At 72.0% G+C, this 21,360-nt stretch carries 18 protein-coding genes and 2 riboswitches; of the genes, 14 read left to right on the top strand and 4 right to left on the bottom strand.

The annotated features are described in order from the left end of the window. Position 1: 1 nt before the first annotated feature. Complete coding sequence (locus LJB74_RS09525) at positions 2–229, bottom strand: BldC family transcriptional regulator (RefSeq protein ID WP_259308312.1); 228 nt, start codon at positions 227–229, stop codon at positions 2–4. Positions 230–245: 16 nt separating this feature from the next. Continuing rightward, positions 246–320: riboswitch (cyclic di-GMP riboswitch) on the bottom strand. A 140-nt stretch (positions 321–460) separates the two neighbouring features. After that, positions 461–736, bottom strand: a complete 276-nt coding sequence (locus LJB74_RS09520) for a DUF4235 domain-containing protein (protein WP_259308311.1) — start codon at positions 734–736, stop codon at positions 461–463. Positions 737–823: 87 nt separating this feature from the next. After that, positions 824–929: riboswitch (TPP riboswitch) on the top strand. A 100-nt stretch (positions 930–1,029) separates the two neighbouring features. On the opposite strand from LJB74_RS09520, the gene LJB74_RS09515 reads away from it, so the two are divergent. The 9 genes from LJB74_RS09515 (at position 1,030) to LJB74_RS09475 (ending at position 10,625) form a co-directional block, all read left to right on the top strand. Beyond that, positions 1,030–1,896: an ECF transporter S component gene (locus LJB74_RS09515; protein WP_259308310.1), complete on the top strand. Its 867-nt coding sequence runs from the start codon at positions 1,030–1,032 to the stop codon at positions 1,894–1,896. Next, positions 1,880–3,580: an ABC transporter ATP-binding protein gene (locus tag LJB74_RS09510; protein WP_259308309.1), complete on the top strand. Its 1,701-nt coding sequence runs from the start codon at positions 1,880–1,882 to the stop codon at positions 3,578–3,580. Before LJB74_RS09515 ends, LJB74_RS09510 begins: the two co-directional genes overlap by 17 nt. Then, positions 3,577–4,383 carry an energy-coupling factor transporter transmembrane protein EcfT gene (locus tag LJB74_RS09505; protein WP_259308308.1) on the top strand — a complete coding sequence of 269 codons (807 nt, stop codon included), beginning with the start codon at positions 3,577–3,579 and terminating at the stop codon, positions 4,381–4,383. Before LJB74_RS09510 ends, LJB74_RS09505 begins: the two co-directional genes overlap by 4 nt. Beyond that, positions 4,383–5,570 carry an aminotransferase class V-fold PLP-dependent enzyme gene (locus LJB74_RS09500; RefSeq protein WP_259308307.1) on the top strand — a complete coding sequence of 396 codons (1,188 nt, stop codon included), beginning with the start codon at positions 4,383–4,385 and terminating at the stop codon, positions 5,568–5,570. Before LJB74_RS09505 ends, LJB74_RS09500 begins: the two co-directional genes overlap by 1 nt. A 139-nt stretch (positions 5,571–5,709) precedes the next feature. Beyond that, positions 5,710–6,261, top strand: coding sequence for a TetR/AcrR family transcriptional regulator (locus tag LJB74_RS09495; RefSeq protein ID WP_259308306.1), 552 nt, complete (start codon positions 5,710–5,712; stop codon positions 6,259–6,261). Between the two features lie 299 nt (positions 6,262–6,560). Then, positions 6,561–8,417, top strand: coding sequence for a molecular chaperone DnaK (gene dnaK, locus LJB74_RS09490; RefSeq protein ID WP_259308305.1), 1,857 nt, complete (start codon positions 6,561–6,563; stop codon positions 8,415–8,417). After that, positions 8,414–9,037: a nucleotide exchange factor GrpE gene (gene grpE / locus LJB74_RS09485; protein ID WP_259308304.1), complete on the top strand. Its 624-nt coding sequence runs from the start codon at positions 8,414–8,416 to the stop codon at positions 9,035–9,037. Before dnaK ends, grpE begins: the two co-directional genes overlap by 4 nt. 159 nt (positions 9,038–9,196) lie before the next feature. Continuing rightward, positions 9,197–10,168, top strand: a complete 972-nt coding sequence (locus LJB74_RS09480; protein ID WP_259308303.1) for a DnaJ C-terminal domain-containing protein — start codon at positions 9,197–9,199, stop codon at positions 10,166–10,168. A gap of 49 nt (positions 10,169–10,217) precedes the next feature. Then, positions 10,218–10,625, top strand: coding sequence for a heat shock protein transcriptional repressor HspR (locus tag LJB74_RS09475; RefSeq protein WP_259308302.1), 408 nt, complete (start codon positions 10,218–10,220; stop codon positions 10,623–10,625). A 91-nt stretch (positions 10,626–10,716) separates the two neighbouring features. Here the strand turns inward: LJB74_RS09475 and LJB74_RS09470 are convergent, their stop codons facing one another. Further along, on the bottom strand, positions 10,717–12,792 hold the full coding sequence (locus tag LJB74_RS09470; protein ID WP_396125147.1) for a prolyl oligopeptidase family protein: 2,076 nt from the start codon (positions 12,790–12,792) through the stop codon (positions 10,717–10,719). 128 nt (positions 12,793–12,920) lie between these two features. Between LJB74_RS09470 and LJB74_RS09465 the strand changes: the two genes are divergently transcribed. Together LJB74_RS09465 and LJB74_RS09460 are read left to right on the top strand one after the other, a co-directional pair. Next, the gene (locus LJB74_RS09465; RefSeq protein WP_259308300.1) at positions 12,921–13,901 is read left to right on the top strand and encodes an ATP-binding cassette domain-containing protein; all 981 of its coding nucleotides are present in this window, start codon (positions 12,921–12,923) and stop codon (positions 13,899–13,901) included. Continuing rightward, positions 13,901–14,746, top strand: coding sequence for an ABC transporter permease (locus LJB74_RS09460; protein ID WP_259308299.1), 846 nt, complete (start codon positions 13,901–13,903; stop codon positions 14,744–14,746). The genes LJB74_RS09465 and LJB74_RS09460 overlap by 1 nt, the downstream gene beginning before the upstream one ends. 1 nt (position 14,747) lies before the next feature. Here LJB74_RS09460 and LJB74_RS09455 read toward each other — a convergent pair whose 3' ends face one another. Further along, complete coding sequence (locus LJB74_RS09455) at positions 14,748–18,152, bottom strand: BTAD domain-containing putative transcriptional regulator (RefSeq protein WP_259308298.1); 3,405 nt, start codon at positions 18,150–18,152, stop codon at positions 14,748–14,750. A 329-nt stretch (positions 18,153–18,481) separates the two neighbouring features. On the opposite strand from LJB74_RS09455, the gene nrdH reads away from it, so the two are divergent. From nrdH to nrdE, 3 genes are all read left to right on the top strand, one after another. Further along, positions 18,482–18,724, top strand: coding sequence for a glutaredoxin-like protein NrdH (gene nrdH / locus LJB74_RS09450; protein WP_259308297.1), 243 nt, complete (start codon positions 18,482–18,484; stop codon positions 18,722–18,724). 88 nt (positions 18,725–18,812) lie between these two features. Next, the gene (gene nrdI, locus LJB74_RS09445) at positions 18,813–19,226 is read left to right on the top strand and encodes a class Ib ribonucleoside-diphosphate reductase assembly flavoprotein NrdI (protein ID WP_259308296.1); all 414 of its coding nucleotides are present in this window, start codon (positions 18,813–18,815) and stop codon (positions 19,224–19,226) included. Continuing rightward, on the top strand, positions 19,199–21,358 hold the full coding sequence (nrdE, locus tag LJB74_RS09440; protein WP_259308295.1) for a class 1b ribonucleoside-diphosphate reductase subunit alpha: 2,160 nt from the start codon (positions 19,199–19,201) through the stop codon (positions 21,356–21,358). The genes nrdI and nrdE overlap by 28 nt, the downstream gene beginning before the upstream one ends. Positions 21,359–21,360: the final 2 nt, after the last annotated feature.

The raw sequence follows: 21,360 nt of genomic DNA, 5'->3' as shown, positions 1-21,360 counted from the left end.
GTTATTCGCCCGACGCCTGCGTGGGGATGCCGCTGAGGAGGCCGCGAACCTCTGCCTCGCGGAACCGGCGGTGGCCGCCGAGGGTCCGGACCGAGGTGAGCTTGCCGGCGTTGGCCCAGCGGGTGACCGTCTTCGGGTCGACGTGGAACAGCACGGCGACCTCGCCAGGCGTCAGAAGCGCGTCGACGCGGGGCGTGTAGCTGCTGGTGTTGAGAAGGCCTGTGGCCATGATGGTTCTCCTGACGTTCGGCAGCCCGGCTGACCGTCACGGTCCCGTGGCTTTGCGTCCCCACCTCGCGGCGGGTTTGCCCTTTTCGCTGACCCCTTGATGATGGACCATATCGGGCATTTGCGCAACATGCGGACATCGGTTCGTCGGATGAACGTGCTGTGATACGCAACGTCCCTGGTCAGCGCGATGGCGTCGATGCGACGCGGCTACCGCCCGGCGGCGAGGCGCTCAACCAGCCCGGTTGGCGTTCACCCGCGCCGCGAGCCGCGCCGTTCCCCGGGCCGTGTAGACCTTCGCGAACGCGACCGCAGCGGCGGTGACCGCAGCCGCGGCGGCGATCTCGACGAACCGGTTCTCGAGGTCCTCGTCGGGCTTCGGCGGACGGTGGCCCGTCGCGGTCTTCCACGCCAGGGTCACCGCGCGCTGAGCCACCCACGCCGCGGCGACCGCGGCACCCGCGCCGGCGATCTTCGCCAGGGTCGAGGGGGCTTCGTCGTCCGCCACGTCGCACCTCCGTGTCCGGGAACGTCGCAGGTGCGACGTGTTCGTCGACCCACGCTAACGCGGGACGAGCCGCGGTGTATTCTCGTTCGCGAACGACAGGGGAGCGCCACCAGGGCGCTGAGAGTGCGGGCGACCGCAGACCCTCGAACCTGATCCGGTTTGCACCGGCGTAGGGAGTCGGGAATCTCGGCCGTGAGCCGGGTGCTGCTCGTCCCGCTGACGGCTGATCACCGTCGACGCGGCAGGGCCGCCCCCGTCGCGGCCCTCCCCGTGTGACGACGGGAGAACTCACCATGGCACTACCTGAAGCACCTCGAGCACCTCGAGCAGACGAGGCAGCGGGATCACCACCGGCATCCGGGGCCGGAGCCACCTCGGCGATCGGCGCCGGCCCGCTCGGCAGCCTCCGGACGACGCGAGCCGTCGTCCCGGCCGCCCTCGGCCTCGCCCTCGCCGTCGCCGTCTGGGCGATCGGCCTACCGGCCGGCCCGTCGTTGTTCGGCTCGTCGCTCGCCGACCTCACCGTCCCGACGGCGGTCCTGCTCGCTCTCACCGGCCTGTGGCTTGCCGGCTGGGCCTCCACGACGCGTGAGTCGTGGCGGGTCGTGGACATCGTGACCGCATCCGTCCTCGGGGTCGCGGGCGGGTTCCTGTTCGTCGTGTGGAACCTCTCGTGGCCGGTCGTGAGCGGGGCGCTCGCCGCGTTCCCCCCGGCGTCGGGCATCGGGGTCGGCATCTGGCTCCTGCCCGGCGTCCTCGGTGCGCTCGTGATCCGCAAGCCCGGCGCGGCGCTCTACACCGAGCTGCTCGCCGCCGTCGTCTCGGCGCTCGTCGGGAACCAGTGGGGATTCTCGACCGTCTGGTACGGGTTCCTCGAGGGGCTCGGCCCGGAGGTCGTCTTCGCGATTCTCCTGTACCGCCGGTTCGGGCTGGGAGCCTCTCTCGGTGGCGGCGCGGCGGCGGGTGTCGTCGTCGGCCTGCTCGACTCGTTCGTGTACTACCCCGAGTTCTCGCCCGCGTACAAGACCGCGTACATCGTCGCGACGATCGTCTCGGGCGTCGTGATCGCCGGCCTCGGCTCGTGGGCACTCACCCGGGCGCTCGCCCGGACCGGCGCGTTGTCGTCGTTGGCGTCGGGCCGAGATGCACGCCGCGTCTGACATCGGCACCGCCGCCACCCCGGCCGTCGGGCTCCGCGCCCGCGGCTGGGGGTGGCGGCACTCGGGACGCCGCGCGTGGGCGTTGCGGGGGGTCGACCTCGACATCGCCCCGGGGGAGCGCGTCCTGCTGCTCGGCCCGAGCGGGGCCGGGAAGTCCACGCTGCTCGCTGCTGCGGCGGGTCTGCTCGACGACGGTGCCGGGGAGTCCGAGGGGACGCTCGAGGTCGATGGTCTCGACACGCGGGCAGCCCGCACGGCGCCGGACGGGCCCGGCGGTCTTCGCGCGCCCGGCACGTCGCGAACCGGGCTGCTCCTGCAGGACCCGGACGCGCAGACCGTCCTCGCCCGGTGCGGTGACGACGTCGCCTTCGGGCTCGAGAACCACGGCGTGCCGCCCGAGCTCATCTGGCCGCGCGTCGACGAGGCGTTGCGGCTCGTCGGTTTCCCGTACGACCGTGCGCACCCGACGTCCGCGCTGTCCGGCGGCGAGCGCCAGCGACTCGCCCTCGCCGGGGTGGTCGCGATGCGCCCGGGGCTGCTCATGCTCGACGAGCCGACGGCGATGATCGACCCCGACGGGGCCCGGCAGCTCGTCAGGTCCGTCGCCGGTGTCATCGGTGCCGCCCCGCACACCGACGGGCGCCTCACGGCGACGCTGATCGTCGTCGAGCACCGGGTGGAGCAGTGGCTGGACGTCGTGAACCGCGTGGTGGTGCTCGAGCCGGGTGGCGGCGTGATCGCCGACGGGCCGGCACTCGAGGTCCTCGCCGACCAGGGGCCCGAGCTGTTCCGCCTCGGCGTGTGGGTGCCGCGCCGGTTCCGGCCCGCGGCCGCGACCCCCGCCCGCGCCCAGGTCGCCCGACCGACGCACGAGCCGGTGCTCCGCGCTCGCGGCCTGGCCGTGCGACGCGGTCGGTTGGCGCCGGTGCTCACGGGGGTCGACCTCGACGTCGTCCCCGGCGAGATCCTCTTCCTCACCGGCGTGAACGGCTCGGGCAAGTCGACGCTGGCGCTCACCCTGGCCGGCCTCGCGGCCCCGGCTGCCGGAGAGCTCACCGCGGAGCCGGAGCTCGCCGGAGACGCCGGCCTGCATCCCGTGCGATGGCGCGCCCGGGACCTCGTGACCCGCGTCGGGACGGTGTTCCAGGAGCCGCAGCACCAGTTCGTGGCCGGGACCGTTCAGGCCGAGCTCGCCGTCGGACCTCACCAGGCCCGGGTCGCCGCCGACGTCGCAGGACGACGGTGCGACGAGACCCTCGCGCGGCTCCGGCTCGGGGCGCTGGCGCTCGCGAACCCGTTCACACTGTCCGGCGGCGAGCAACGGAGGTTGTCGGTCGCGACCGCGCTCGTCACCCGCCCCGGGGTCCTCGTGCTCGACGAGCCGACGTTCGGTCAGGACTCCGTGACGTGGGCGGTGCTCGTCGACCTGCTCCGCGAGCTGCTCATGGACGGGACCGCGATCGTGTGCGCGACCCACGACCGCGACCTCGTCGAGGCGTTCCTCGCCGAAGGACGAGGGCGCGAGCTCCGCGTGGGGGACGGCACCGTCCGACCCGTCGTCGGAGGCGCCGCACCGGGACCGACCGACGCGGTTCCGGGCGCGATGAGTGCGGGCGCCGCGGGCCCGGGCACGGGGCGACCGGCCGACAGCGCGGCGGCTCCCGTCACGGTGGTGCCGACATGACCGTCCTGACGCTCGGCGCCGACCCCGAGCTGCGGCCCGGGGCGTTCGTCGCGCGGGCCAACCCCGTCGCGAAGCTCGCCGTCGCGCTGCTCGTCTCGCTGACCCTGCTGCTCACGGTCGACGTCGTCACCGCCGGCGTCGCCCTGGCACTGGAGGTGGCGGCGCTGCCGTGGTGCGGTCTGAGCCCGCGGGGACTGCTGCGTCGCGGCTGGATCGTGCTCGTCGGCGCGGTCCCGGCGGGGCTCGTGACCATGTGGCTCGGCGTGGACTCGGGCGAGGTGCTGCTCGCGCTGGGACCGGTGACCGTGACGCAGGGGTCGTTCCTGGCCGGGTGCGCGATCGCGCTGCGGATCCTCTCGGTCGGGCTCCCCGGTGTGGTGCTGCTCGCGACGACCGACCCGACCGACCTCGCCGACGCGCTCGCCCAGGTCGCCCGGCTGCCGCACCGGTTCGTGCTCTCGGCGCTCGCGGCCATGCGCCTGTTCGCGCTGATGGGCACCGAGTGGGAGTCGCTCGGCGCGGCACGTCGAGCCCGCGGGATCGGGGACGACGGCGCGGTCGGACGTGCCCGCACCACGGCGGGGCAGGTCCTGGCGTTGCTCGTGCTCGTCATCCGCCGCGGGACCCGACTGGCGATGGCGATGGAGGCGCGCGGGTTCGGCGGTCCGGGGACGCGGACCTGGGCCCGGACGAGTCGGCTGCGCCGATCGGACGTCGGCGTCGTCATCGGCGGCGTGGTGATCGTGACCGTCGCGACCGCAGCAGGCATGCTGGCCGGGACCTGGCACCTGGCGCTCACCTGATGCGCACGACGACCCTCGAGGAGCACCGCATGGGTGACCCGACCCCGTTCTGGGCACTGGACCCCGGGACGACCCACCTCAACCACGGCTCGTTCGGGGCCTGCCCGTGGCCGGTGCTCGACGAGCAGCAGCGCCTGCGGCGTGCGCTCGAGGCGAACCCGACGCGATGGTTCGACCTCACCCACCCGGCGGCGGTGCGCGCCGCGCGCGAGGTGGTCGCGGAGCTCGTCGGCAGCGACCCTGCCGCGCTCGCCTTCGCGACCAACACCACGCAGGCCGTGAACATGGCGGTGCGTGCGGTCGTGGCACGGCTGTCCGCGGGCGACGAGATCCTCGTGACGAGCCACGCCTACCCGGCGTGCCGGTACGCCGTCGACGCGATCACGGCCCCGGCCGGCGTCGTCGTGCGCGTCGTCGACGTCCCGGCGGTGCTCGACGGTCCGGCCGAGCTCGCGGCGCTCGTGCTGGGCGCCGTCGGTCCGCGCACGCGCGCGGTGCTCATCGACCACGTGGAGAGCGCGACGGGCGTCGTCGTCCCCGTCGGTGAGATCGTCGCCGCGCTCGAGCCGGACGTCGTCGTCATCGTCGACGGCGCCCACGCACCCGGCATGGTCGACCTCGACCTCGACGCGCTGGACGCGTCGTTCTACGCCGGCAACCTGCACAAGTGGGTCTGCGCACCCAAGGGTGCGGCGTTCGTGCGGGTCGCCGCGGGCTGGCGTGACGAGGTCGTGCCGCTGACGGTCAGCCACGGGTGGAGCGACGTGCGCACCGCGGACGAGGGGCGGTTCCACGCGCTGTTCGACTGGCCGGGGACGTCGGACCCGACCGCCTGGTTGAGCGTCCCCGTCGCGATCCGTGAGATCGCCGCGCGGCACCCGGGCGGGTGGGCCGGGGTGCGCGCCGCCAACCACGACCTCGTCCTCGAGGCGCAGGCGTTGATGTGCGAGGCGTTCGGGACGGCGGCACCCGTGCCGGCATCGATGGTCGGCTCGCTCGCGGTGGTGCCGCTGTCCGGTGCGGCGGGGCGTGCGACGGGCCGGGAGCTGACGGACCACGTCCGGGCGGAGGGTTTCGAGGCGAAGTTCGTCGCGCACGACGACCGGGTCGCGGTGCGCCTCTCCGCGCACCTGTACAACACGATCGACGACTACGCGCGGCTCGCGGAGACCCTGTCCCGGTTCTGACGACAGCGCGGCCCGGACCTGCAGCGACGGCCGAGGAGGGGTGATCCCGCGGGGTCGGTACGGGCGCCACGGTGCGGCTCGCACGCCGCACGCGCGCGGTTGACGATCGACCCAGCATGCGCCCCTACCATGGGGCGCCATGAGCCAACGCAGCGATGCGCGCCGGAACCGCGCCCGGATCCTCACCGCCGCCGAGGAGATCTTCGCCGCGGAGTCCGTCGCCGTCCCGCTGCAGCAGGTGGCCGAACGCGCGCAGGTCGGGCGCGGCACGCTCTACCGGCACTTCCCGGACCGCCACAGCCTGGTCGCGGCGGTCTACGAGGAGCGGCTGGTCGCGTTCGAGGCGCTTGCGGCGGAGCACAGCGACGACCCCGGCGTGCTGCTCACCCTCGTGCGGGAGATCACCGCGGAGCAGGCGCGCATCCCCGGCCTGTTCCGGTTGATCTTCACGGAGGGCCCGGGGCACGCCGAGCTCGCTCCGTTGTGGGAGCGGTCGTTGGCGCTGCTCACGAGACCGCTGGAGTCGAGCCGCGCCGCCGGCGTCGTGCGGGCCGACCTCACGCTGGACGACCTCCTGATGATCATCGGGATGGTGTACGGGGTCGTCACCGGTCCGATCGGCCGCGCCGACGCGGCGGCCGTCGCGCGGGCGACGGACCTGGTGGTCGACGGTCTCCGCCCCCGCCCCTGAGACCGCTGCCGCCGGCCCCGCCACCCATCCACCCGGCGTCCGTCCCGCCCGTCCCGTCAAGTGGAGCGAAAGTGTCGCGACACGCGGGCGTGTCGCGACACTTCGCTCCACTTGACGGGGTGACGGGGCAGTCGGGTGGTGGGTGGGAATGGGGGCGGTGGGGTCGAGGTTGAGTGAGGTGGGCTCAAGTTTGGGCAGTCGAGTTTGCGCTCCGGCGGAACTCGGCACAGACTTGAGCGCAGCAGGCTCAACACGCCCGCGCGGAACGTCGCGGGCACCAGATCAGTGGAGGAATCACCATGGCACGTGCGGTCGGGATCGACCTGGGGACCACCAACTCGGTGGTCGCCGTCCTCGAGGGTGGGGAGCCCACCGTCATCGCGAACGCCGAGGGGTCGCGCACGACGCCGTCGGTCGTCGCCTTCTCCAAGACCGGTGAGGTGCTGGTCGGCGAGGTCGCCAAGCGCCAGGCCGTCACCAACGTCGAGCGGACGATCAGCTCCGTCAAGCGCCACATGGGCACCGACTGGCACGTCGCCATCGACGACAAGAACTACAACGCGCAGGAGATCTCCGCGCGGATCCTCGGCAAGCTCAAGCGTGACGCCGAGGAGTACCTCGGCGAGCCGGTGACCGACGCGGTCATCACCGTCCCGGCGTACTTCAACGACGCCGAGCGCCAGGCCACCAAGGACGCCGGCCAGATCGCCGGCCTCAACGTGCTGCGCATCGTCAACGAGCCCACCGCCGCCGCGCTCGCGTACGGCCTGGAGAAGGGCAAGGAGGACGAGCTGATCCTGGTCTTCGACCTCGGCGGTGGCACGTTCGACGTCTCGCTCCTCGAGGTCGGCAAGGACGAGGACGAGTTCTCGACCATCCAGGTCCGCTCGACCTCCGGCGACAACCGCCTCGGCGGCGACGACTGGGACAACCGGATCGTCGAGTTCCTCATCAAGCAGGTCAAGAACTCGAGCGGCGTGGACCTGTCCAAGGACAAGATCGCGCTGCAGCGTCTGCGCGAGGCGGCGGAGCAGGCCAAGAAGGAGCTCTCGTCCTCGACCAGCACCACGATCTCGATGCAGTACCTGTCGATGTCGGAGAACGGCCCGATCCACCTCGACGAGAAGCTCACGCGTGCGCAGTTCCAGCAGATGACCGCTGACCTGCTCGAGCGCACCAAGGCACCGTTCCACAACGTCATCCGCGACGCGGGCGTCAAGCTCGCGGACATCGACCACGTGGTCCTCGTCGGCGGCTCGACGCGCATGCCCGCCGTCGCGGACGTCGTGCGCGAGCTCACCGGCGGCAAGGAGCCCAACAAGGGCGTCAACCCGGACGAGGTCGTGGCCGTCGGCGCCGCGCTCCAGGCCGGTGTCATCAAGGGCGAGCGCAAGGACGTCCTGCTCATCGACGTCACGCCGCTGTCGCTCGGCATCGAGACCAAGGGCGGGGTGATGACCAAGCTCATCGAGCGCAACACGGCCATCCCGACCAAGCGCTCGGAGATCTTCTCGACCGCGGACGACAACCAGCCGTCGGTGCTGATCCAGGTGTTCCAGGGCGAGCGTGACTTCGCCCGGGACAACAAGCCGCTCGGCACGTTCGAGCTCACCGGGATCGCGCCCGCCCCGCGCGGCGTCCCGCAGATCGAGGTCACGTTCGACATCGACGCGAACGGGATCGTGCACGTGTCCGCCAAGGACCGCGGCACCAACAAGGAGCAGTCGATGACGATCACCGGCGGCTCCGCGCTGCCGAAGGACGAGATCGACCGCATGATCAAGGAGGCCGAGGCGCACGCCGCCGAGGACCACAAGCGTCGCGAGGAGGCCGAGACCCGCAACACGGCCGAGCAGCTCGTCTACTCGACCGAGAAGGTCCTCGCGGACAACGCCGAGAAGGTTCCCGCCGACGTCAAGACCGAGGTCGAGGGTGCGCTGGCCGAGCTCAAGACGGCGCTCGAGGGCGACGACATCGAGGCCGTGAAGACGAAGCAGGCGACGCTCGCGACCGTCAGCCAGAAGATCGGTGAGGCGCTGTACGCGGCCGACGCGGCGAGCCAGGCCGAGACCGCTGCAGGTGCCGACACGTCCGGCTCGACCGAAGGCTCCGACGAGGACATCGTCGACGCCGAGATCGTGGACGAGTCCAAGTGAGCGACGACACCACCGGCACCTCGGGGTCGGGTACGCCCGGCCCCGAGGAGGCGCCGCGCTTCACGGACAAGCGACGCCTCGACCCGGAGACCGGTGAGCTGCGCGAGCCCGCCGACCCGCTGGCGCACCTGGACTTCGAGCCGGAGGCACTGACCGAGGTCGGCGAGGAGCCGGCCGAGGACTCTGCGCTGGCGCTCGCCGAGACGCTCGCGGCGGAGCGGCTCGAGGACCTGCTGCGGCTCCAGGCCGAGTACGTCAACTACCGCAAGCGGGTGGACCGTGACCGGTCCGTCGCACGCGACCAGACCGTGGTGCAGATCGCCGAGGCGCTGATCCCGGTGCTCGACGACATCGCGCTGGCTCGTCAGCACGGCGAGCTCGCCGGTGGTCCGTTCGCCTCGATCGCGGAGAAGCTCGAGCAGGTGCTCAGCCGCTTCGAGGTGCAGCGTTACGGCGAGGTCGGCGAGATGTTCGACCCGAACGTGCACGAGGCGCTGATGCACCAGCACTCGTCCGAGGTCACCGGTCCGACGGTCGTCCAGGTGCTGCAGGACGGCTACAAGGTCGGCGACCGGATCGTGCGGGCTGCGCGGGTCGCGGTCGCGGACCCGGATGCCTGAGCACCGACGCGGCCGTCACCCGCGAACGTCCGTGCTCGGCAGGCCCGGCTGGCCTGGCGGGCCTGGCGGGCCCGGTGGGTCCGGTGGGTCCGACGGCACACTGCCGGGCACGGACGTCGCGACAGCAGGTGAGTGGCACGATCAGCGGAGGGAGGCGTCATGAGCGGCCAGGACTGGATCGAGAAGGACTTCTACGCCGTGCTCGGCGTTCCCAAGGACGCTGACGCCGCCACGATCAAGAAGGCGTACCGCAAGCTCGCTCGCACGCTGCACCCGGACCACAACCCGGGCGACGCCAAGAGCGAGGAGCGCTTCAAGGAGGTCGGCGAGGCGTACGCGGTGCTCTCCGACCCGGAGCAGCACGCGCAGTACGACCAGCTGCGCGCGATGGCGGGCGGACCACGGTTCTCCGCCGGTGCCGGCGGGGCCGGTGGCGCCGGCTTCGAGGACCTCTTCGGCGGCATGTTCGGTGGCGGTGCGCCCGGTGGCGGTCGGGTCCGGTACTCGACGCAGGGTGGCGGCGGCTTCGAGGACCTCCTCGGCGGGCTCTTCGGTGGCGGCGGTGGCGGCTTCCGTCAGCCGCGCCGGGGGAGCGACGTGACGGCGACGACGACGCTGCCGTTCCGTCAGGCGGCGTCCGGGTCGACAGTCACGCTGTCGGTGGACGGGCGCAACGTCACGGCGCGCGTCCCGGCCGGGGTGAGCGACGGGCAGAAGATCCGGTTGCGCGGCAAGGGGCAGCCGGGCGAGTCCGGGGCGCCGGCAGGTGACCTGGTCATCACGGTCAGCGTCACCCCGCACCCGCTGTTCAGCCTGGACGGCAACAACGTGCGGATCACCGTGCCCGTCGCGTTCGACGAGGCCGCGCTCGGGGCGCAGATCGACGTGCCGACGCTCGACGGGTCGACCGTCAAGGTCAAGGTGCCGGAGGGCACGCCGTCCGGCCGGACGCTGCGCGTACGGGGCAAGGGGATCACGACCCCCAAGGGCACCGGTGACCTGCTGGTCACGGTGCAGGTCGTGGTTCCGCAGCGGCTGACGGGTGCGGCGAAGGACGCGGTGCGGGCATTCGCGGAGGCGACGGCCGACGCCGACGTCCGCGGGAACCTGATGGCACAGGCCAAGGTCTGACGAGGGAGCAGCTCCGGGAGGGCGGTCGACGGTGCACGACGACACACCGATGTTCGTGATCTCGGTTGCCGCCGAGCTCGCCGGCATGCACCCGCAGACGCTCCGCCAGTACGACCGCCTGGGCCTCGTCTCGCCCGGGCGGACGCGCGGTCGCGGTCGGCGGTACTCGATGCGTGACATCGCGACCCTGCGAGAGGTCCAGCGACTCTCCCAGGACGAGGGTGTCAACCTCGCCGGGATCAAGCGGATCCTCGCCCTCGAGGCGGAGGTCACCCGGCTCACCGAGCAGGTCGACGCGTTGCGCGCGTACGTCGAGCCGGGGCGCCGGGTCTTCACCGCCGGACCGTCGGGAGACGTCGTGGCGGTCCGGCGAGGTCAGCGCCCGCAGCGCAGCATGCGGTTCGCGGAGGCCGAGGCCCGCGGTGCGCTCGTGCTCTGGCGGCCGGGGCCGCGCTGACGCGCAGGTCGTCGGCCGCTGACGCGCAGGTCGTCGGCCGTGCCACGGGGCCCGTCGGCGGACCGACGGACGCGCCCGCCGACGACGGCGACTACGCCCCGGAGCCCCCGAGTCGCTTCCAGAGGAACGTGTACGCCAGCGCGGACATGAACGCCGACTGCGCGTTCGTCGCCGCGCCACCGTGCCCGCCCTCGATGTTCTCGTAGGACAGCACGTCCTTGCCGGCCGCGAGCATCAGGGCGGCCATCTTGCGCGCGTGGCCGGGGTGCACCCGGTCGTCGCGGGTCGAGGTCGTGAAGAGCACCGGCGGGTACTCCCGGTCCGGGTCGACCAGGTGGTACGGCGAGAACGTCCGGATGAACTCCCACTGCGCGGGGTCGTCGGGGTCGCCGTACTCGGCCATCCACGAGGCACCGGCGAGCAGGTGGCTGTAGCGGGACATGTCCAGCAGCGGCACCTGCACGACGACGGCGCCGACGAGCTCGGGGTAGTGGACCAGCATGTTCCCGACCAGCAGCCCACCGTTGCTGCCGCCCTGGATGCCGAGGTGCTCGGGGGACGTGACGCCGGCCGTGACGAGGTCCCGCGCGACGGCGGCGAAGTCCTCGTACGCGCGGTGGCGGTTTTCCCGCAGCGCCTCCTGGTGCCAGCGGGGGCCGTACTCGCCGCCGCCCCGGATGTTCGCGACCGCGTACACGCCGCCGCGTGAGAGCCAGGAACGCCCGAGGCTGCCGGAGTAGCTCGGCGTGAGGGAGATCTCGAAGCCGCCGTAGCCGTACAGGAGTGTCGGCGCGGTGCCGTCGAGCACGAGGTCGCGCGGCCGGACCAGGAAGTACGGGACCCGGGTGCCGTCCTGCGAGCGGGCGAACCGCTGCTCGGCGACGTGCGTGGTCGCGTCGAAGAACGTGGGCATCGACTTCAGGGGCGCGACCTCCGCGAGGTCGGCGGGACCGGTCTCGGGGAGCGTGGCGAGCGCGAGCGTCGACGGGGTGAGGTAGTCGGTCACGGTGAGCCAGAGGGCGTCGGACTCGTCGGCGTCGACCGCGCCGGCGCTGACGGTGCCGACCTCCGGCACGCCGTGCAGCGGCGCGTCCGTCCAGCCGCCGTGGCCGGGGGTGAGGACGCGGAGCCGGTTCTTGACGTCGTCGAGGATGTTGAGGACGAGGTGGTGACGCGTCCAGCTCGCACCGGTGAGGGAGGTCGTCGGGGTCGGGGTGAAGATCACGTCGAACGACCGGTCGCCGGCGAGGAAGGCGTCCAGGCGGATCGCGAGGAGAGAACCCGCTGGGTGCTCGAACCCGCCGACCTCCCAGGGGTCCCGCAGCTCGACGGTGAGCCACTCGCGCTTGAGGCCGAGGTCGGCTGACTCCGGCAGGTCGAGACGCGTGAGGACGTCGTCGGTGCCGAGCAGGAACACCTGCTCGCGGTAGAACGCGATCGACCGAACGACGAGGTCGCGCTCGAAACCGGGCGTACGGTCGTGGTACGCGGAGATGTACAGGTCGGTCTCGTCGCCCTCGTAGACGAGCTCGGCCTCCGCCAGCGGGGTCCCGCGACGCCACCGCCGCACCGTCCGCGGGTAGCCCGACGTCGTCAGCGAACCCGACCCGGTGTCGGTGAAGACGAACACCGTGTCCTCGTCGATCCAGCTCATGCCGCCCTTGGACTCGGGCCGTTCGAAGCCGTCCGGTACCCAGGCCCGGGTCTCGAGGTCGAACTCGCGCGTGACGTCCGCGTCGGAACCACCACGGGAGAGCGTCACCAGCGCGCGACGGCAGTCGGGCCGCAGGACCTGCGCGCCGTGCCACACCCAGCTCTCTCCCTCGGCGGCGGCGAGAGCGTCGACGTCGAGCAGCACGTCCCAGTCCGGGTCGTCGGTGCGGTACGACTCGAGCGTGGTCCGACGCCAGAGACCACGCTCGTGCTCGGCGTCGCGCCACACGTTGTAGTACAGGTCGCCGGCCTTGGTGACCGCCGGGATCTTCGCGTCGGAGTCGAGCACCGCGAGGATGCCGGCGCGCAGCTCCTCGAAACCGGGCCCGGTGAGGGCTCCGGTCGCCTCGGCGTTGCGGGCACGCACCCACGCGAGCGCGTCGTCGCCCTCGACGTCCTCGAGCCAGGCGTAAGGGTCGGCAACGGTCGCAGGGTTCGGCTCCATGCGGGGCATGATCCGTGGGTCGCCGAGGGCAGCGCAACTCGCCGTCGCGGCAGCGGTGTCAGCGCGGTGTCAGCCCGTGTCGGCCCGTGTCAGCCCCGTGTCGTCGTCCCGTCGGCGACGGCCGTCACGGTGGTGCCATGACTCAACACGACCTGGTGATCGAGGCAGAAGGCCTCGTCCGACACTTCGGCAGGACCAAGGCGCTCCAAGGCGTCGACCTGCATGTCGCCCGAGGCACCGTCCTCGGGCTCCTCGGCCCCAACGGGGCCGGCAAGACGACCGCGGTCCGGATCCTCGCGACCCTGCTCACCGCCGACGCCGGACGCGCGAGCGTCTGCGGCTACGACATCGGCACGCACGCGCAGCAGGTGCGGCAGAGCATCGGGCTCACCGGCCAGTACGCCTCGGTCGACGAGGCCCTGACCGGTCGCGAGAACCTCGTGATGATCGCCGCCCTGCTCGACCTGCGCGGCCGGGAGTCCCGACGCCGGGCAGCCGAGCTGCTCGACTGGTTCGACCTCGCGGACGCCGCGGACCGACCCGTGAAGACCTACTCGGGCGGCATGAGGCGACGGCTCGATCTCGCGGCGAGCCTGGTCGGTCGACCGGAGGTGATCTTCCTCGACGAACCCACCACGGGCCTCGACCCGAGCAAGCGCGAGGACATGTGGGACGTCATCAGGTCCCTGGTCGCCGAGGGCTCGACGGTGCTGCTGACGACCCAGTACCTCGACGAGGCCGACGCCCTCGCCGACGAGATCACCGTGATCGACCACGGGCAGGTCATCGCCCACGACACTCCAGAGGGGCTCAAGCGGGTGGTCGGCGGCCAGACCCTCGAGGTCCGCCCGGCCGACCCGGCACGGCTCGAGGAGACCGCCGCGATCCTGGGCGCCGTCTCGACCGCCGGCCGGGCCGAGCCGACGCGCAAGGGCGTCCTCGCGGTGCCCGTAGCCGGCGACGACGCGCTCGCGGCGACGGTCGAGCGGCTCGCGAGCGCAGGCATCGGCGTGACCGAGCTCGCGCTGCACCTGCCGAGCCTCGACGAGGTCTTCTTCACCCTCACCGGTCGCACGGCGACCGCCGACGACACGACCCAGCACGCGGAGGTGGCCTGATGACCCTCGACACGACCCTGACGGCGCCACGGGCGCGCCTGACGCCCGGCGCCGGCGCCAACGACCCGGGCGGCGCGAGCCGCCGCGCCCTGCCGCTCGTGCGGCACTCGCTCACCCTGGCCAAGCGCAGCCTGATCAAGACCTGGCGCACGCCCGAGGCCCTGATCGACGTGACACTGCAGCCGATCATCTTCCTGGTGATCTTCGTGTACATCTTCGGCGGGGCGGTGTCCGGCTCGACCAGCGGGTACCTGCAGTACCTGCTGCCGGGGATCCTGGCGCAGACGATCGCCCAGGGCGCGATCGCGATCGGCGTCAACCTCAACACCGACCTCGAGAAGGGGATCTTCGACCGGTTCCGATCGTTGCCGATCGCACGCTCCGCGCCGCTCATCGGCGCTGTGATCGGGGACGTGGCGCGCTACGTGATCGTCACCGTCTCCACGATGGCGACCGGCTACGTCATGGGCTTCCGGATCCACACGAACATCGCCCAGGCCGTCGCCGGCTGCCTGCTCGCCGTGCTGTTCGCGCTCTCGCTCTCGTGGGTGTCCGTCTTCGTCGGGATGAAGGTGCGCACCTCGGGTGCCGTGCAGGGCGTGATGTTCCTGATCGTGATGCCCCTGAGCTTCGCCTCGAACGTGTTCGTGCCGACGTCCTCGCTCCCGGGCTGGCTGCAGGGGTTCGTGAACGTGAACCCGCTCACCCACCTCGTCGCCTCCATGCGGGGGCTGTTCCTCGGAGATCCGCTCGGCACGCACGTGTGGTGGACCCTCGCATGGTGCGTCGGCCTGGTGGCCGTGTTCCTGCCGCTCGCCCTACGGGCCTACCGCCGGAAGATCTGAGTCAGTCCGGCTCGATCAGGGCCGTGAGCCGGGCGAGTGCCTCGGCCGCGGTCAGCCGACCCGGCGAGGGTGCCAGGGCAGTCCCGGCACCCTCGCCGGCAGCCGCGCCGGGTGGTTCACCCGGGTCGGCGGCGCCGGAGACGGCCGGTGGGCCCGGATCGATCGACGCGCTCGCGTCGGCGGGGATGCTCGCGGCGGGGCGGGCGACCGTGGATCGACCGAGGACGAGCCCCAGGTTCGAGCCCAGCCGGGCGCCCAGCTCCCAGAGCTCGTCGGAGCGTGCGGTCTGCCCCCGGCTCGCCGCGAGCTCGGCGTAGCCCTGGGCCACCGCGCCGATCACGGGCATGTCCCCGAGCGGCAGCGCGGCGTGGGCGGCGACGGCGAGAAGGCCCTCGCCGTCCGCCCCGGCGCGGATCTGCAGCACCGCAGCGCCCACCTCGACCGTGATCCTGAACTGGGGCGCGGCGGTGGTGTCGCTGCGGGCCGCACCCACCGCGAGCTCGGCATACCGCACCGATGCGTCCGCGTCGCCCGAGAGTGCCGCGAGCGCGCCGAGGCCGATCGCGGCCTGCGCGCGTTCGTTCGGTGCCGACGACGCCGCCCGCAGCGTCGCCTCGAGCGCGGCGGTCGCCTCCGATGATCCCCGGAGCGCGCGGCGCAGGTCACGCGCGACCAGCAGGGTGCGGGCGTCGTTCACGGCGCCCATCTGGTCGAAGTGGCCGATCGCGCGCGCGAGCCACTCGTCGGACCTCTCGGCGTCGAACCCGTCCTCCCACTGGCTGAGCGCCTGCGCGGACATGCCCATGCCCCAGTGGTCACCGGTGGACTCGAAGAACGCGTACGCGGTCCGGGCGTCCTCCGCCGAGCCGACCAGGTCGCCCTCGTTCTCGCGCGACATCGCCCGAAGGAGCAGCCCGAGCCCGTGCAGGTACGGGTCCGCGTCGGCGACGAGCCGGTCCACCGCGGCGGCCTGCCGGTCCTTCCGGTCCGACATGACGGCGAGGGCGACGGTGGCGATCGCCGCCGACCGGTGCGACAGGCGCCTCGCGTCGGCGGGTCCGGTGAGCGCCCACCGTGCGAGTCGAGCGCCGAGGGCGCCGAGCCGGACGTCGCGCGTGATCCCCGACGTGACGACGACGAGCGCGCCGATGACGGCGGCGTCGTCGGGGTCGGGGGCGGTGTCCGGGGTGACGTCGCCGGCCGGCTCACGCAGCCGCTGCCAGGTCGCGCGCCGGGCCGCCGGGTCGTCGCGCTCCAGCAGCGACCGCGCCCAGCCGAGCACCTCGAGGTGCAGCCCGTGGAACGTCCAGACGGTCAGCAGGTCGGCGGCGATCGCGAAGGCGTCGGCCGTGCTGCCGTGCTCGACCGCCCACCGGAGCGCGACGGCGAGGGCGTCGTGGTCGCGCGCCGTCGCCGCGAGCGCCGCGAGCTGGGCGGGGCCGGCGTAGTCGTCGCGCAGGGTGCGCCCCCGCTCCGCCGCCCACCGGGTGAGCCGCGCCATCACCTCCTCGCGCGCACCGTCCTCGGTGAGGTGCGCGTCGCCGTACTCCCGCACCGTCTCGAGCATGCGGAACCGGGGAGGCTCGCCGTCGCCGGGCTCGTCGAGCGTGAGGAGCGACTGCTCGACGAGCGTGGCGAGCCCGGCGCGCGTGGTGTCGTCGTGGGTGGACCCGGACACGGCGAGCGCGGTGTCGACGCTGAACGCGGCCGGGATCACGGCGAGGTCCCGCAGCAGCGTGCGGCACCGCTCGTCGAGGAGCGCCCAGCTCCAGTCGACCATGGCCCACAGACCCTGGTGGCGGTCCGGGAGGCCGCGTAGCGCCCCCGTGAGCAGCGTGAACCGGTGGTCGACGCCGGCGAGCACGTCCGCGAGCGACATCGACCGCAGGCGGGCGGCGGCGAGCTCGAGCGCCAACGGGAGGTTGTCGAGCCGTCGGCACACCTCGAGGGCGGTCTCCGGATCCCAGGTGAGGCCGGGCCGGGCCGCTCGTCCGCGGCTCTCCAGCAGCGTGAGAGCCGCGCCGTCGGAGAGCATCGCGACGGGGTGCACGGTCTCACCGACGACGCCCAGGGGCGCGCGACTCGTCGCGAGGATCCGCAGACCGGGGTCTGCCGCCGGCAGGACGAGGGCCGCCAGGTCGGCCGCGGCGTCGAGCAGGTGCTCGCAGTTGTCGAGCACCAGCAGCCCGCGCAGCGACCCGACGGCGCGCCGCACCCGCTCCTGCGGGTCGAGGGCGCGCCGGGTCCGAGGGTCGACGCCGTCCGAGGTGGACTCGGCGGCGCCGAGCACCGTGAGGAGGGCGGGCAGGACCTCGTCCGGGTCGCGCACGCCCGCGAGCTCGACGGCGTGCACCGGGACGCCCTGGCGCGAGGCGCGAGCGGCGACCTCGGCCGCGAGCCGCGTCTTGCCCGCCCCGCCGACCGCGACGAGGGTCACCATCGGCGAGGTCTCGAGCGCGCGCTCGAGCGCGGCGACGTCGGCGTCCCGCCCGACGAGCGGGGTCGTCTGGCGTCGGAGCAGCGCCGCAGGGGTGGGGGGTGTGGCGGGGGGTGTGGCGAGGGGTGTGGTGGTGGGGAACGGTGCGGGGGACGTGGTGGGACGGGCGGGAGTGCTCCGGGGGTCGGGTGTGCCGGGGGTGCCGGGACCACCGGTCCTGTCGGAGCCGCCGGACGCGCCGAGCTCGCCGCGGAGCAGCGCCAGATGGGTCCGCGAGACCAGCGCCGACGGATCGGTCCCGTAGGTCTCCCGCAGGTGTGCGCACAGCTGGGCGTAGACGGCGAGAGCCTCCGCCTCCTGGCCGGTCGCGGCGAGGCCGCGCATGAGGAGCACGACGAGGGGTTCGTCGGTCGGCAGGTGCCGGACGGCGTCCCGCAGGTCGTCGAGCGCCTCGGGGACGAGGCGCGCACCGGAGGCGAGGGTGGCCTCGACCCGGAGGGCCACCAGGTCGCGGTAGAGGCGCCCGGCCGGGCCGTCCAGGGGTGCGGTGCTGTCGGCGGACCAGAGCTCAACGGCGCGGGCGGCGTCGTCCGCGGCGCGCGTGGGGTCCCCCGCGCCGAGGGAGGCGCGGGCGTGCGCGAGCAGGTCCTGCGCGGTCAGCAGGTCGACGTCGAGGCCGGTCGGGTCGAGCCGATAGCCGCCCGCCGTGGCGGTCAGGGTCAGACCGAGCCGGCGGGCCCGGGTGACGAGGGCCTGCAGGGCGCCCAGGGGGTCGGCGGGCGGTGCCTCCTCCCAGACCTCGTCGACGAGCACCCCGGTGGGGACGACGCGGCCGCGGGCGAGGAGCAGTGGCAGCAGCAGCGCGGGCAGACGGGAGCCCTCGACGGCGTGGCCGTCGATCGAAAGCGGTCCGAGCGCGGTGATCTGCACGGTGACAGCATCCCCCAGGACGACGCGGCGGCTCGTCATGCCGGTGGTGCGATCGGGGGCTGTGTGCCGGTGCGAGTGGTGGCGCGGATCGCGGCGCGGGTGCCGTGCGGGCGGGCGCTCGGGTGACGTACGGGGTGGGGGCACGGGTGCCGCACGAGCGCCGGGCGCCTGCCCGCGACGGCGCCGGGTCGGGCGTGTGGGTGCCGGGACGTAGGATCAGAAGCGGACAAACTACACGACTGAAACACCAAGTGTTGTGCCTACTTCCAGTTTGCACCACAAGGTGTAGTGTCTGAGAATCTTCCAGGCCGAAGGTCCTACGACCTCTCGCTGCGTGGGTACAGAACTGTGGAAGGAGCCTCGGGGACATGACCGTCACCGTCTTCAGCAAGCCGGCGTGCGTGCAGTGCGACGCCACCTACCGCGCGCTCGACAAGCGCGGGATCTCGTACGAGAAGATCGACATCACGCAGGACCCGGCCGCGCTCGAGATGGTCCGGGGCCTCGGCTACCTCCAGGCGCCGGTCGTGATGGCCGGTGGCGAGCACTGGTCGGGCTACCGCCCGGACAAGATCAGCTCTCTCGCGGAGCTCGTCGCCGCGGTCGCCTGAGCACGCGGGCGACACGCCCGACAGGTCCCGCACGGTCACCGGCGACCCCTGCCGACGCACTCCATCCCCTCGGTCCGGTCAGGTCGTCGTGAGCACACTCGTCTACTTCTCCAGCGTCTCGGAGAACACGCACCGGTTCGTCCAGCGGCTCGGGCTGCCGGCCCGACGCATCCCGCTGACCCCGGCGCAAGGGTTCCTGCGGGTCGAGGAACCGTACGTCCTGGTGGTCCCCACCTACGGCGGGGGCAACGAGGGCGGCGCCGTGCCGAGGCAGGTCGTGAAGTTCCTGAACGACGCGCACAACAGGTCGTTGCTCCGTGGCGTCATCGCCGCGGGCAACACCAACTTCGGTGAGGCGTACTGCCTCGCCGGCACCATCATCGCCGCCAAGTGCCAGGTCCCGTACCTCTACGGGTTCGAGCTCTTGGGGACACCGGAGGACGTCACACGCGTCCGCGAAGGATTGGGACAGCTGTGGCAACACTCACGGATACCGGCGTAGGCGCGACGACGGGCGTCTCGCCCGAGCTCGACTACCACGCGCTCAACGCGATGCTCAACCTGTACGGGCCGAACGGGGAGATCCAGTTCGAGAAGGACCGGGCGGCCGCGCGCCAGTACTTCCTCACGCACGTGAACCAGAACACCGTGTTCTTCCACAACCTCGAGGAGAAGCTCGAGTACCTCGTGGAGAACAAGTACTACGAGCCGGCGATCCTGGCGAAGTACGAGTTCGAGTTCGTCAAGAGCCTCTTCACGCACGCGTACTCGAAGAAGTTCCGGTTCCAGACCTTCCTCGGCGCATTCAAGTACTACACGTCGTACACGCTCAAGACGTTCGACGGGAAGCGGTACCTCGAGCGTTTCGAGGACCGCGTGTGCATGGTCGCCCTGACGCTGGCCGACGGCGACGAGCAGTTCGCCATGCACATGGTCGACGAGATCATCGCCGGCCGGTTCCAGCCGGCCACGCCGACCTTCCTCAACTCGGGCAAAGCCCAGCGTGGCGAGTCGGTCTCGTGCTTCCTGCTGCGCATCGAGGACAACATGGAGTCCATCGCGCGCGGCATCAACTCCTCGCTGCAGCTCTCCAAGCGCGGCGGCGGGGTCGCGCTGCTGCTCACGAACATCCGCGAGCACGGCGCACCCATCAAGCACATCGAGAACCAGTCCTCCGGGGTCATCCCCGTCATGAAGCTGCTCGAGGACTCGTTCTCCTACGCGAACCAGCTCGGGGCACGTCAGGGCGCCGGTGCGGTGTACCTGCACGCGCACCACCCGGACATCATGCGGTTCCTCGACACCAAGCGGGAGAACGCGGACGAGAAGATCCGCATCAAGACGCTCTCCCTCGGCGTCGTCATCCCCGACATCACCTTCGAGCTCGCGCGCAAGAACGAGCCGATGTACCTGTTCTCGCCGTACGACGTCGAGCGCGTCTACGGGATCCCGTTCTCCGACATCTCGGTGACCGAGAAGTACCACGAGATGGTCGACGACGCGCGGATCCGCAAGCACAAGATCAACGCGCGCGAGTTCTTCCAGACGCTCGCCGAGATCCAGTTCGAGTCCGGCTACCCGTACCTCATGTTCGAGGACACGGTGAACAAGGCGAACCCGATCGAGGGCAAGATCACGCACTCGAACCTGTGCTCGGAGATCCTGCAGGTCTCGACGCCGTCGACCTTCAACGAGGACCTCTCCTACAGCCACGTCGGCCGCGACATCTCCTGCAACCTCGGGTCGCTCAACATCGCGCTCGCGATGGACTCACCGGACTTCGCCCAGACCGTCGAGACCGCGATCCGCGCCCTGACGGCCGTGTCGGTGCAGACGAGCATCGAGTCCGTCCCGTCGGTCAAGCTCGGCAACGAGGGTGGCCACGCGATCGGTCTCGGACAGATGAACCTGCACGGCTACCTCGCCCGTGAGCGCATCCACTACGGGTCCGAGGAAGGCCTCGACTTCACGAACATCTACTTCTACACGGTCGCGTACCACGCGATCCGCGCGTCCAACCGCCTCGCGATCGAGCGCGGGAAGGCGTTCGACGGGTTCGAGCGGTCGACCTACGCGTCCGGCGAGTACTTCACCAAGTACATCGAGCAGGAGTGGGTCCCGCAGACCGCTCGCGTCGCCGAGCTCTTCGCCCAGTCCGGCGTGCACATCCCCACGCAGGACGACTGGCGCGAGCTCGCGGCGTCGGTGCGCGAGCACGGCATCTACAACCAGAACCTGCAGGCCGTCCCGCCGACCGGCTCGATCTCCTACATCAACAACTCGACGTCGTCGATCCACCCGGTGGCGTCGCGCATCGAGATCCGCAAGGAAGGCAAGATCGGCCGCGTCTACTACCCGGCGCCGTTCCTCACGAACGACAACCTCGAGTACTACACGGACGCGTACGAGATCGGCTACGAGAAGATCATCGACACCTACGCCGTGGCGACGCAGCACGTCGACCAGGGCCTGTCGCTGACCCTCTTCTTCAAGGACAGCGCCACGACCCGCGACATCAACCGCGCGCAGATCTACGCCTGGCGCAAGGGCATCAAGACGCTGTACTACATCCGGCTGCGGCAGATGGCCCTGGAGGGCACCGAGGTGGAGGGCTGCGTCTCCTGCATGCTGTAGAC

It is taken from the genome of Cellulomonas sp. P24 (assembly GCF_024704385.1).
GTDB lineage: Bacteria > Actinomycetota > Actinomycetes > Actinomycetales > Cellulomonadaceae > JAJDFX01.
Note: the sequence above shows the minus strand (reverse complement) of the source record. Positions and strands in the feature narration are given on the sequence as shown.

Bases quoted from the DNA above. Each gene is read 5' to 3' on its own strand.
- LJB74_RS09525 (WP_259308312.1), bottom strand. From the start codon at position 229: ATGGCCACAGGCCTTCTCAACACCAGCAGCTACACGCCCCGCGTCGAC.
- LJB74_RS09515 (WP_259308310.1), top strand. From the start codon at position 1,030: ATGGCACTACCTGAAGCACCTCGAGCACCTCGAGCAGACGAGGCAGCG.
- LJB74_RS09510 (WP_259308309.1), top strand. From the start codon at position 1,880: ATGCACGCCGCGTCTGACATCGGCACCGCCGCCACCCCGGCCGTCGGG.
- LJB74_RS09505 (WP_259308308.1), top strand. From the start codon at position 3,577: ATGACCGTCCTGACGCTCGGCGCCGACCCCGAGCTGCGGCCCGGGGCG.
- LJB74_RS09500 (WP_259308307.1), top strand. From the start codon at position 4,383: ATGCGCACGACGACCCTCGAGGAGCACCGCATGGGTGACCCGACCCCG.
- LJB74_RS09495 (WP_259308306.1), top strand. From the start codon at position 5,710: ATGAGCCAACGCAGCGATGCGCGCCGGAACCGCGCCCGGATCCTCACC.
- dnaK (WP_259308305.1), top strand. From the start codon at position 6,561: ATGGCACGTGCGGTCGGGATCGACCTGGGGACCACCAACTCGGTGGTC.
- LJB74_RS09480 (WP_259308303.1), top strand. From the start codon at position 9,197: ATGAGCGGCCAGGACTGGATCGAGAAGGACTTCTACGCCGTGCTCGGC.
- LJB74_RS09475 (WP_259308302.1), top strand. From the start codon at position 10,218: ATGTTCGTGATCTCGGTTGCCGCCGAGCTCGCCGGCATGCACCCGCAG.
- LJB74_RS09470 (WP_396125147.1), bottom strand. From the start codon at position 12,792: ATGCCCCGCATGGAGCCGAACCCTGCGACCGTTGCCGACCCTTACGCC.
- LJB74_RS09465 (WP_259308300.1), top strand. From the start codon at position 12,921: ATGACTCAACACGACCTGGTGATCGAGGCAGAAGGCCTCGTCCGACAC.
- LJB74_RS09460 (WP_259308299.1), top strand. From the start codon at position 13,901: ATGACCCTCGACACGACCCTGACGGCGCCACGGGCGCGCCTGACGCCC.
- LJB74_RS09455 (WP_259308298.1), bottom strand. From the start codon at position 18,152: ATGACGAGCCGCCGCGTCGTCCTGGGGGATGCTGTCACCGTGCAGATC.
- nrdH (WP_259308297.1), top strand. From the start codon at position 18,482: ATGACCGTCACCGTCTTCAGCAAGCCGGCGTGCGTGCAGTGCGACGCC.